9 protein-coding genes are annotated in these 11,405 nt (G+C 72.2%); 8 read left to right on the plus strand and 1 reads right to left on the minus strand.

What is annotated here, in order from left to right:
• Positions 1-526, plus strand: a 526-nt coding sequence (locus VGL20_15915) for a glycosyltransferase (GenBank protein HEY2705167.1), incomplete at its 5' end; no start/stop codon positions are given.
• A 21-nt stretch (positions 527-547) separates the two neighbouring features.
• Here the strand turns inward: VGL20_15915 and VGL20_15920 are convergent.
• Positions 548-1,276: a hypothetical protein gene (locus VGL20_15920; GenBank protein HEY2705168.1), complete on the minus strand. Its 729-nt coding sequence runs from the start codon at positions 1,274-1,276 to the stop codon at positions 548-550.
• 237 nt (positions 1,277-1,513) lie between these two features.
• On the opposite strand from VGL20_15920, the gene VGL20_15925 reads away from it, so the two are divergent.
• The 7 genes from VGL20_15925 to VGL20_15955 form a co-directional block, all read left to right on the plus strand.
• On the plus strand, positions 1,514-2,530 hold the full coding sequence (locus VGL20_15925; GenBank protein ID HEY2705169.1) for an efflux RND transporter periplasmic adaptor subunit: 1,017 nt from the start codon (positions 1,514-1,516) through the stop codon (positions 2,528-2,530).
• Positions 2,531-3,880, plus strand: a complete 1,350-nt coding sequence (locus VGL20_15930) for a tetratricopeptide repeat protein (GenBank protein HEY2705170.1) — start codon at positions 2,531-2,533, stop codon at positions 3,878-3,880.
• Positions 3,880-6,960 (plus strand): hypothetical protein, encoded by a 3,081-nt coding sequence (locus VGL20_15935; GenBank protein HEY2705171.1) that lies wholly within the window; start codon positions 3,880-3,882, stop codon positions 6,958-6,960. Before VGL20_15930 ends, VGL20_15935 begins: the two co-directional genes overlap by 1 nt.
• Before the next feature lie 37 nt (positions 6,961-6,997).
• Positions 6,998-8,344 (plus strand): hypothetical protein, encoded by a 1,347-nt coding sequence (locus VGL20_15940; GenBank protein HEY2705172.1) that lies wholly within the window; start codon positions 6,998-7,000, stop codon positions 8,342-8,344.
• Positions 8,345-8,802: 458 nt separating this feature from the next.
• Positions 8,803-10,161, plus strand: a complete 1,359-nt coding sequence (locus VGL20_15945; GenBank protein ID HEY2705173.1) for a UDP-glucose/GDP-mannose dehydrogenase family protein — start codon at positions 8,803-8,805, stop codon at positions 10,159-10,161.
• Entirely contained in the window at positions 10,158-11,144 is a 987-nt protein-coding gene (locus VGL20_15950) for an NAD-dependent epimerase/dehydratase family protein (protein HEY2705174.1), read from the plus strand. The genes VGL20_15945 and VGL20_15950 overlap by 4 nt, the downstream gene beginning before the upstream one ends.
• The coding region (locus tag VGL20_15955) for a glycosyltransferase (GenBank protein HEY2705175.1) at positions 11,144-11,405 on the plus strand (262 nt) is incomplete at its 3' end. The genes VGL20_15950 and VGL20_15955, both read left to right, overlap by 1 nt.

An 11,405-nucleotide genomic window follows, 5' to 3' on the forward strand; every position in this document is an offset into this window, starting at 1 on the left:
CCCCGGGCTGCTGCTCTTCGTCGGCCGGCTCGAGCCGGAGAAACGCCCCCTCGACGCGGTCGCGGTGATGGCCCGGCTCGCCGGGAGCGGGGTCCGCGGGGTGGTGATCGGCGCCGGCAGCCTCGAGACCGCGGTCCGGGCCGCCGCCGCCGCCGCTCCGCCGGGCGCGGTCGAGGTGCGCGGCGCCGTGTCCGAGGAGGAGCTGCTCGCCGCCTACGCCGCCGCGGCGGTGCTGCTGGTGCCCTCCCGGTACGAGGGGCTGGGCCTGGTCGCCCTGGAGGCGATGGCCGCCGGGGCGGCGGTGGTCGGGTACGACGTCCCGGGCCTGCGCGACGCGGTCGCCGGCCGGGGCCGGCTGGTGCCCGGTGGCGACCGTGAGGCGATGGCCCGAGCCGCGGCGGCGCTCCTCGCCTCACCCGGGGAGCGCGCGGAGCTGGCGTCGACCGCCCGGGACGCGGTGGTCGCCGCCCACTCGTGGGACGCCGTCGCCGCCCGGGTCGAGGAGGTCTACCGGGCGGTCAGCTGAGGTAGGGGGGAAGGCTGAGCCTCAGGGACGGAGCAGCAGGTAGGCGGCGAGGGCGGCGACCATCGTGGCCACCACCACCATCACCACCAGCAGCCAGCCGGGCACGGTCCGCTCCGGGATGGCGCCGGCGTCGACGCCGCGCAGCCGGGCCGGCTCCTCGGTGCCGGGCCGGGTGTGCTGGGTCGGGAACGGCAGGGTGATCGCCGTCCGCACCGGCGAGTCCGGCTGCCGCGGCGCCGGGCGTGCCGGGGCCTGACGTGGAGGAGTCGCGGTGCGGGGCGGGGCCGGCTGCACCGGGCGCGGCGCTGCGGCCGGCTGGGCCGGGCGGGCGGGAGCCGGCCGGGCGGCGCGGGCCGAGGCCTCCGACCAGGGCACCGGCTGCCAGGCGGGCGGCCGGGGCACGGCGCGGGGCCGGGCCGGGGGTGTGGGGCTCGGCTCCCCCGGCGCGGGCGCGGGCCGGGAGGAGACCGGACGGGGCGCCCGTGGGGCGGCGCTCCGAGGGGCGGGAGCGCGCCCCTCGAGGTCGGCCAGCGGCTGGGCGGCCGCGGTCACGTCGGCGAGCGACGCGTCGAGGGCGGCGCCGAGGCCGGTGCTCGCCGAGGGACGGCCGCTGCGGGGGGAGCGGGCCGAGCGCGCGCGAGGGCTGCGGTTGGAGGACAATGCGCCTGCCGGCAGGTCGATCACCCGGTCCTGGTCGTCCAGGATCGGACCGTCATCGGCGGCGTCCGGCGGCGGTTGCACAGCGCTCATGGTGACACGTCCACCAGTTCCAGCTCCTTCCACGACGATACGCCACTCGGCCGCCGCGCCGGCCGGACTCTCAGCATCACCTGCACAACGGGCCTGGAGGGGAAAACCGTGCGTTCCCCGGTGACGGGGCAGGATTTCGCGGCTCCCCGCGTTGCATCTCTGGACCCATCGGGGTCGCCACTCTCGGGGAGACCAATGAGAACCACACGCCTCCGTGCGCCTGCCATGGCCGGAGTGATGCTGGCCCTTGCCGGTGCACTGGCCGGCTGCGGCACCCCGTCGGTCCACGACGCCGTCGTCTACAGGGCCGGCGCCCGCGCCGTGTCCGACCATCCGGGCGGCTCCGGCACCACCGCCGCCGGGATCACGGTTCCGGTGAGCGTGGACTTCCGCGACCTCATCACCGACGTGGGCGTGCGCCCCGGCGACCAGGTGCGTCGTGGCCAGCCGCTGATCTCCCTCGACCCGGCGCCCTTCCAGCTGCAGGCGACCCAGCTGAACGCGAAGCTGCAGCTCCTCGGCTCGCAGATCGCCGCCGCCACCGAGCGGATGAAGCTCGCCTCCGGGCGCGGCGACTCCGCGACCGCCACCGCCCTCGCCGAGCAGATCAACAGCTACCAGGGGCAGCAGGCGATCGTGCAGCAGCAGATCGACATCGCCCAGGGGCGGGCCAGCCAGATCCTCTCGCCGATCGACGGCGTGATCGGCCAGGTCAGCATCCAGCCCGGCAACTACGCCTCGCCCGGCCAGGTGCTGGTCACCGTTCTCGACCTCTCCCACATCCAGGTGAGCGCCCACCTGCCGATCGCCGACCGCCAGGCGGTCAAGGAGGGCGCGGTCGCCGACATCAGCCTCACCAACCTGACCGCCGTCGGCCTCCAGGGCCGGGTGGTGCTGATCTCGGCCGGCGCCGACCTCAACGGCCAGACCTTCCAGGTCTCGATCGACGCCCCCAACACCCCCGACAAGCGGGTGATCCCCAACCTCAAGGCGTACGTGCGGCTCACCGTCGACCACACCAGCCCGGTGGTGATCTCGCGCAGCGCGGTGCTGAACGTCGACCAGGACCCGACCGTGTACCTGGTCGAGGGCCAGGTGGTCCACCGCCAGCACGTCGAGATCGGCGTCACCGACGGCACCTACGTCGAGGTGCTCCAGGGGCTGAAGGCCGGCGACCTGGTCTGCGTGCTCTCGAGCGGCCAGACCTTCGCAGAGGGTGACCCCATCCGCATCGTTCAGACGCAGCAGGGCTAGATGACCACCGCCACCCCGGTGCGCCCCGCGGTCGGAACCCGGGGCGGCATCCCCCGCCTCGGGCCCGGACGGGTCAGCGAGCCGACGGGGCTGCTCCGGCGCCTGCCCGTGGTGGTGCCGGTGATCGGCCTGCTGCTCGGCCTCCTCGGGCTGAACTTCCCCTGGCTGGGGGTCGCCCTCGAGACCGAGCGGCACGCCGTCGACCTTCGGGTGGTGGCGGCGGGGATGCCGGACTCGCGGCTGATCTCCTACGGCAGCCTCACCGCCGTCGCCGTCGTGGTGGCGGCAACCCTGCTGGTCCGCGGCCGGGGGAGGGCCAGCGCCGCGCTCGCGGTCTGCGGCGCGGTGATGATGCTGCTGCCGGTCCTCTTCGTCCTCCAGTCGGCGATCAGCGACTTCCAGCTGGTCCAGCACATCAACCAGCAGAACGCCGAGATGCGCTCGATCACCTCGCAGCTCGGCTACAGCATCCCCCGCAGCGGCCCCACCTCGGTGCTGCTCTACCCGATCGGCGGCAGCACCCGCGCCATCGCCACCGACCTCCGGCCGGGATGGGTGATGAGCCTGCTCGGCGGCCTGCTGGTCCTGGCGTTCGCGCTGACCGCGCTGGTGCGCGGGCTGGGCTCGGACCGGCGGCTGCGCTGGGGCTCGCTCGCCGCCGGCGTGGTGCTGGCGATCCTCCTCGGCCGCGGCGCCTTCGCGAACTACATCGCCAGCTCGGCGGAGCAGGCCTCGCAGGCGGGCGAGTACAGCCGCTCCACCCAGCTCTTCGACTACGCCCAGCGCCTCAACCCGCTGCTCCGCTTCAACGCCAACTTCGAGTTCGGCCTGGGCCGCGCCCTCGGCGCCTCCGGCGACAGCAGCACCGCGCTGTCGCTGTACGCCCAGGCCAAGGCGCTCGGCACCCAGGGCGACACCGTCAACCAGCTCGCCGACCTGCAGCAGGCGGCGGAGAAGGCGCCGGACAACCCGGTGATCGTCCAGGAGCTGATCTCCCAGGCGCGCAAGGCGGCGCTGATCAACCAGGACCGCGGCCTGATGCAGGCGATCGTCTCCCAGCTCTACGGCGACCTCCCCGCGGTCCACTACGCGCTCGGCCGCATCCTCTACAAGGGCGGCGACTTCGACCACGCCATCGGCCAGTTCACGCGCACCATCCGGCTCACCAACGACCCCAACGTACGCTCCTCGGCGTACACGTACATCTCGCTGAGCGAGCGGGCGATGGGACGCACCGGTGACGCCCGCAGCCACCTGCTCACCGCGATCGGCCTCGACACCGAGTTCAACAACTCGCTGGCCCGCAGCCTCGCCGCCGGCCTCTACGTCTCCGAGCCGAGGAAGCACTGATGCGGCTCCGGCTGATCGCCGCGTTCCTGATCGTCGCCGCCACCGGGTGGTGGATGGGCAGCTTCCGCACCGAGGTCTTCCACCGCGGCGCCGCCCACATGTACGCGGTCGACTTCAAGGGGGCTCGGTGGATCCAGGCGAGCAGCGGCGCCTCGCGCTCCTACTTCCACCTCGACCTGCCGCTGGAGGCGATCCCCAGCAGCGCCACGCTCTGGGTCGACGCCAACCAGTGGTACGACGCCTACGTCAACGGCCGCCGCGTCGACAGCGACGCCAGCGACGTCAAGTCAGGCGTGCCCGCGAAGGCGCACGCCGTCGACCTCACCCGCTGGCTGGCCGCCGGCCAGAACACCGTCGCCCTCGACGCCAGCAACGTCGACGGGGGCACCGCCTCGGTGCGGGCCCGGCTGGTGCTGGTGAGCGGCGGCAAGCAGACCGACCTCACCACCTCGTCGCCGGGGTGGCGGGCGACCTCGAACGTCGCCCTGGTGAAGCCACGGGGCAGCCTCCACGTGCCCCAGTTCTTCAACGTCAAGTACGACGCCAGCGCCTGGCCGAACGCGGTGGCCTCGGCGGCGGTGCGGACGGCGGCGCTCGCCACCGTGCCCGAGCCGGTGATGGAGCAGCCCCTCAACGCGACCAACTCCGATCCCTCCCTCAACGCCGAGGTGATCAGCGCGCCCGGTCAGACCAGGGAGCTGGCCGCCAGCGTGGCCGTCAACCTCCCCGGCCAGCCCACCGACGGCTGGCTGCGGGTGGCCGCCTCCGGCCCCTACGGCATCTACCTGAACGGCGACCTGCTCACCTACCGCAACCAGCCCGCCTTCACCGGCAAGGGGATCCCCGCCGAGGTCCTCAACCTCTTCAACCTCGGTGGGTTCTTCCACCCCGGCGTCAACGTGCTCGCGTTCCACGTCACCGCCAGCCCGGTGGCCACGCTCTACGTCGACGGCACCATCCAGACCAGCGCCGGCCCCGTGACCGTGGCCAGCAACCGGACCCGGTGGTCGGCGGTCACCTATCCGTTCGGCAGCGCGCTGACCCAGCCGGGGCCGGCCAAGGCGGTCACCGTCGGCGACACCGGCAGCGTCTGGCCCCAGGGGCTGGCCAAGCGGGTGATCGGCGTCAGCAAGGTCGACACCCCCCCCTCTGTGGTCTACACCGACCGGTTCGCCGCCCTGGGCGGCACCCTCGCCCTCTGGGTGCTGGTCGCCGGCCTGGTCTCGCTGGCCGGCCGCGTGCCCTTCAGCCGCGCCCTGCTCACCGACGCCGTCGGCCACCTGCCCGGCGTCGCGGCGATCGCCGCCACCGAGCAGTTCGCCCGGATGCGCGACGTGCTCGCCCCGTTCCCCCACGTGCCCTGGGTGCTGCTCGCGCTCCTGGGGACGGTCTTCGCGGGCAAGGTGGTCAGCGCCCTGGTGGTCACCGGGGCGACCGAGGGGGTCGGCGCCCGGTTCGCGTCGGTCTGGACCCGGCTCCGCCAGGTGTCGCTCCCCAGGCCCCGGCTGCCCCTGCCCGCGGCGCTGCTGCGCTGGGAGGTGGCCGCGGTGGGGATGATCGCCCTGATCTGCGGCGGCGCCGCCGCCTACCGGATCGGCTACGAGCCGCTCTGGCAGGACGAGCTGGCCAGCCTGCTCGCCGCCCAGGGGGTGCGCTCGCACCTGCTGCCCACCCTGCCCTCCGGGCTGCTCTACTTCAAGGGCGAGCTCTACAGCGTGCTCCTCGCCGTGGTCGGCGCGATCACCGGTGACACCGCCACCCCGCTGCGCATCCCCAGCGTGTTCTGGTACGTGGCCACCATCCTCGCCTTCGGGCTGCTCCTCCTCCCGATGGTGATCAGGAGCCGCCCGCTGCTGCTGGTGGCGGCCACGGTGCTCTTCGCCACCGCGCCGATGGAGCTGCTCTGGTCGCGTGACGTGCGCATGTACCAGCAGGCGCAGTTCTTCGCCATCCTGTTCGTGGTGTTCTTCGCCCGGGCGCTGCAGAACCCGCGCACCCGCACCATCGCCGCCGCGGCGGTCTTCATGGTGCTGATGTACTTCTCCCACGAGGAGACGTTCATCTTCCTGCCCGCGATCCCGCTGGTGTTCCTGGTGGTGATGCGGCTGCGCTGGGTGCGCGACTGGCGCTGGTGGGCGTTCGGCGGCGGCGCCTTCGCGGTCATCGCCCTCCAGTACCTGCTCACCGTCAAGTCGCATCCGCCGTTCTTCGGCTTCGACCACAGCGACAAGCCGTACGTCACCTACGACGCCCACAACTTCTACTGGTACATCAGCAAGGTGTACTTCCCCACCGCGACCCGGGCCGGCGGCCTGGCGCTGATCAGCAGCTTCGCGGTGATCGCCGGGGTGGTGGGGCTGGTGCGCCGCAACTTCATGCGGCTCTACCTCTCCGTCTTCCTCTGGGTGCCGGTGCTGGCGCTGAGCACGGTCTTCTCGCCGAAGATCGCCCGCTACGTCTTCGTCACCATGCCCCTGCTGTTCGTGCTCGCCGCCCTCGGCGCCGTCGACGTGCTGGGCCTGCTCCGGCGGGCGCTGACCGCGGTCTCCGCGGGGATGCGCGAGCGCCGCGCGGTGATCCGGATGGTCGCCCTCGCCACCATCCCGGGCTTCGCCTGGCTGGCGCTCTCGCTGACCGGCGGCGCCCGCGACTACGGGCTCGCCTTCGCCAGCCTGACCGGGGCCACCGACTCGTACAGCCACACCGACTACCGTGGGGTGTCGGCGTACATGAAGGCACACCAGAGGCCCGGTGACCTGTTCGTCACCCTGGCCCCGCCCGACAACCCCGCCTACTACGTCGGCCGGATTCCGGACATGACCATCGCCACCGGGCGCGACAAGCTGCTCTTCCTGATGGAGCGCAACGGGCAGGCGGTGGACACCAACTTCGGGGTGCCCGCCATCCTCACCGTGAGCCAGCTCCAGCAGGTCATCGAGAACCACCAGCGCATCTGGATCGTCACCGACCAGGGCTCGTACCTGAGCAGCGTGGCGCCGGCGATCACCAACCTGATCAAGGACCAGTTCGACGTCGTCGCGGAGACGTCCACCGCCGCGCTGTACTTCCGCGGCGACTGAGGAAGGGGGGCCCCCGGGCGGGGCCTCGAGGAGAATCATGACCAGACGACAGCAGGGCCTGATCGCGCTCACCGCCGTCACCGCGGTCGTCGCCGCCCTGGTGGTGCTCGCCGTCAGCCGCGGCTCCGGGTCCGGCCCCGGAGTGGCGTCGCCGTCCTACACATTCCCGGTGACCGTGGGTCCGACCGGCAACGCGTCCGGGGCCCCGGGGGCGGGGACGATCCCGGCCACCGCGGCCAGGCGGCTTGCCGACATCCTCAACGAGATGCACACCAGCGCGTTCAACCCGGACGCGCCGCCCACCAAGGGCAGCAGCCTGACCGGCGGCCTGTTCATCAACTGGCGCGGCGACTGGGACGGCAGCCTCAGCACCGCCGGCGACAACACCAACGTCCAGACCACCGGCCTGAGCGACGACCAGAACGGCGCCTCGCCCCGGCACGACCCGGTCACCGACCTGATGTACCTGCGCAACCTGCGCGCCTACAGGTACTACTACCCGAGCGACCACTCCTTCGACGCCGACGCGGCCCGCATGGAGCCGATCGTCAAGGCCGAGTTCGCCGGCTACACCTACTACCGCTCCTGGATCTACTTCCAGATGCGCGACCTCGACCGGTTCGAGCCGGGGGCGGGCTGGGACCAGATGGCCCACAACTTCGCGAGCGCCGTCCTCAAGAACTTCTACAACTCCTCCGCCGGCACCGTGGTGGACAAGTCGCACAACAACTACCGGACCGACTTCGCCGCCGAGTCGGCGGCCGCCTTCGCCGACGCCGGCGCCCGCTACAACGACCCGCAGCTCACCGCGGCCGCCCGGGCGACCACCCACCACCTGCTCGCCAGCGCCCAGGACCCCAACACCCATCTCTACCCGCTGCAGATGAACTGGTCCTCGAGCGGCGACAGCGTCGGCCAGGCGCAGATCAAGATGGGCGAGCAGGCTCAGACCCTCGACGCCCTGCTCACCGTCTACGACCATCTCAAGGAGCCGGCGATCCTGGCCGCGGTGAGGGCGGCGGTGGACCAGCTCTACAGCCCCACCATGGGTCTCCACGACGCCCTGGGCGGCGGCTTCTTCTTCTCCGTCGACGCCGACGGCAAGGGCGTCTCGAGCGCCTACAAGGAGAGCCGGCAGGCCTGGATGCTGGCCACCGTCGACCACCTCAATCGCGAGATCGGCGGCCAGGACCAGCGCATCGCCGAGATGCAGTCGGTCGTCCTCCAGAAGCTCTGGCAGGCTCCGATCCACGGCTACGTGTACCGGGTGACCCCCAGCTTCGGCGTCTACACCAACCACAGCGGGCCCAACCACGGCTCCGTGGACGAGAACTTCATCACCTCGGAGGCGATGGGCATCGCGGGGAACGTGCTGGCCCCCTAGGGGGTTTCCCCCTGACGCACGCATGTTCGGGCCAAGCGGCGTAGAAACCCTGCGCCGGCCCGGCATGCGTACGCATGTTCGTGCCAGGGAATGAGAAAACACGGGCTCTTCTGGCCGAACACGTGCACAACCGCGCCTCGAGGGCGCAGAATGGCGCGGGGGGTCAGGCTGTGCACGCAGTATCGAGGTCGAACCAGACAGCTGATGCCCACGACCCGGCGGTCCTCGGGACCCCTTCGGCGCCCCCGGCGGGGCCCTGACGCCGGCCCTGGGCCGGCGCTCCAGCCAGTGCGATCACCGCGGGCGGGCCGCCCGCAAGTTTGCCCCGAATGCACCGTCATACCCTCGGACGGACGAGGTGCCAACGGGTGGCGGTCCGGGCCGGGACCAGAGAGGTGGGACGGAAGGGTTCACAAAACCGTCCCCATGGTTCAAGATCACCCGCCAGGAAGGGACGGATGGACCACACAATCGCTATCGCTGGAGCCGGATACGTCGGCCTCGTGACCGGCGCGTGTCTCGCATCGTCCGACCGCAGGGTCGTGATGGTCGAGGTCGACCCGGAGCGCCGCCAGACTCTCGCCGAGGGTCGGGTGCCGATCTACGAGCCGGGGCTCGAGCCCCTGCTCCGCGCCGCCCTGGAGGCCGGCCACCTGCGGGTGACCGGTGACTGGGAGGAGGCCCTCTCCGTGGCCACCATGGTGGTGGTTGCGGTGGGCACCCCGCCCCGGTCCGACGGCCGCGCCGACCTGACCGCCGTCGAGCAGGTGATCGCCACCGTGCGCGCCGGCGCCCGTCCCGGGACCGTCCTGGTGATGAAGAGCACGGTGCCCCCCGGCACCTCGGCCCGGCTGCAGCAGCAGCTCCGGGGCGAGCCCTTCCCCATCCCGATCGTCTCCTGCCCCGAGTTCCTCCGCGAGGGCGCGGCCATCGAGGACGTGCGCACCGCCACCCGGGTGGTGGTGGGCGGCCTCGACCGCGAGGCCTGCGAGCGCGTCGCCGACGTCATGGGCGTCCCCGGCGCCGAGGTGGTGCGCACCGACAACACCAGCGCCGAGCTGATCAAGTACGGGAGCAACTCCTTCCTCGCGCTGAAGATCTCCTTCATCAACGAGATCGCCAACGTCTGCGACCTCATGGGTGGCGACGTCGACGCGGTGGCCCACGGCATGGGTCTCGACCCCCGCATCGGGCGCGCCTTCCTCAACGCCGGCCTGGGCTTCGGCGGCTCGTGCTTCCCCAAGGACGTGCGTGCCCTCGACCAGGCGGCGGGCCGCTACGGCTACAGCTTCTGGATGCTGAAGACGGCCATCGAGGTGAACGACCAGCAGCGGATGCGCTTCGTGAGCAAGATCCGCGCCGCCGTCGAGGGTCCCCTCGAGGGCAAGCGCATCGCCATCCTCGGCCTCGCCTTCAAGCCCGGCACCGACGACATGCGCCAGGCCTGCAGCATCGACGTGGCGATGCGGCTGATGGAGCTGGGCGCCAACGTGGTCGCCCACGACCCCGTCTCCATGGAGAAGGCCGCGCCCCTCCTGCCCGGCGTCGAGCTGGCGGAGACCGCCTACGACGCGGTGGAGGGCGCCGACTGCGTCGCCCTGGTCACCGAGTGGCCCGAGTACCTCCACATGAACTGGAACCAGGTGCGTCACCTGGTCAACCGGCCGCTGATCGTGGACGGGCGCAACTGCCTCGACCGCGACGAGATGGCCGCCAACGGCTTCACCTACCACGGCATGGGCCGGCAGCCCGGGGTGGTGCTCTGGGGCCGCCGCGCCACCGACCGCGTCCGCCTCGAGTCCGAGGGCGTGGCGTGAGCTCCGAGCGCACCGTCCTGCTCACCGGAGGAGCGGGGTTCATCGGCAGCCACGTCGCGGAGGCCCTGCTCGCGCGGGGTGACCGGGTGGTGGTCGTCGACAACTTCGACACCTTCTACGATCCGGCGGTCAAGCGCCGGAACATCGAGCGGGCGCTGGCGGATCCGGGGTACCTCCTGGTCGAGGGCGACATCCGCGACGAGCGGACGCTCGCCCGCGCCTGGGCGCACGCGCCCTTCCACGGAGTGATCCACCTGGCCGCCCGCGCCGGGGTCCGGCCCAGCATCGACGAGCCGCTGCTCTACGACGATGTCAACGTGCGCGGCACCACGATGATGCTGGAGCTCGCCCGGCGCTTCCCGAGCGGGCACTTCGTGTTCGGCTCCTCCTCGTCGGTGTACGGGGCGACCTCGCCGATCCCGTTCCGCGAGTCCGAGCCCGCCGACCGTCCCTCGTCGCCGTACGCCTCGACGAAGCGGGCCAACGAGCTGGCCTGCCACGCCTATCACCACATCTACGGCATGGACATCGCCTGCCTGCGCTTCTTCACGGTCTACGGCCCGCGGCAGCGTCCGGAGATGGCGATCCACAAGTTCACCCGGCTGATCGACGCCGGCGGCGAGGTCGAGCTCTACGGGGACGGCACCTCGCAGCGCGACTACACCTTCGTCGAGGACATCGTGGCCGGCGTGCTGCGTGCCCTCGACACCCCCCGCGGCTACCGCATCTACAACCTCGGCACCACCGCGACCACGCCGCTGCTCGGCCTGGCCCAGATGATCGCCGAGCGCCTCGGGCGGCCGCTGCGGGTGCGCCACCTGCCCGAGCAGGCGGGCGACGTGCCCATCACCTACGCCGACATCTCGCGGGCGCGGGACGAGCTCGGCTACCGGCCCACCACCCCGATCGCCGAGGGGCTCACCCGCTTCGTCGAGTGGTACCGGGCAACCGCCTCGGCCCGCGGCGCGGAGGAGGCCGCCTGATGGCTGCCGTCGAGATGACCCCGTTCGCCGCGGAGGTCTCCATGGGGGCCGAGACGGACGAGTATGCGGTCGACCTCAGCGTGGTCGTGCCCCTCTACAAGGAGGAGGAGAACGTCGACCACGCCGTCGCCGAGCTCCTCGGGGTGCTCGACACCATGCCCCAGTCGGCCGAGGTCATCCTCGTCGACGACGGCAGCCCCGACGCCACCGGCGCGATGGCGATGGCCTGGCACGACCGCGACCCCCGGGTCCGGGTCATCC

The sequence above is a fragment of the Candidatus Dormiibacterota bacterium genome (genome assembly GCA_036495095.1).
Taxonomy (GTDB): domain Bacteria; phylum Chloroflexota; class Dormibacteria; order Aeolococcales; family Aeolococcaceae; genus CF-96.

Bases quoted from the DNA above. Each gene is read 5' to 3' on its own strand.
- VGL20_15920 (HEY2705168.1), bottom strand. From the start codon at position 1,276: ATGAGCGCTGTGCAACCGCCGCCGGACGCCGCCGATGACGGTCCGATC.
- VGL20_15925 (HEY2705169.1), top strand. From the start codon at position 1,514: ATGCTGGCCCTTGCCGGTGCACTGGCCGGCTGCGGCACCCCGTCGGTC.
- VGL20_15930 (HEY2705170.1), top strand. From the start codon at position 2,531: ATGACCACCGCCACCCCGGTGCGCCCCGCGGTCGGAACCCGGGGCGGC.
- VGL20_15935 (HEY2705171.1), top strand. From the start codon at position 3,880: ATGCGGCTCCGGCTGATCGCCGCGTTCCTGATCGTCGCCGCCACCGGG.
- VGL20_15940 (HEY2705172.1), top strand. From the start codon at position 6,998: ATGACCAGACGACAGCAGGGCCTGATCGCGCTCACCGCCGTCACCGCG.
- VGL20_15945 (HEY2705173.1), top strand. From the start codon at position 8,803: ATGGACCACACAATCGCTATCGCTGGAGCCGGATACGTCGGCCTCGTG.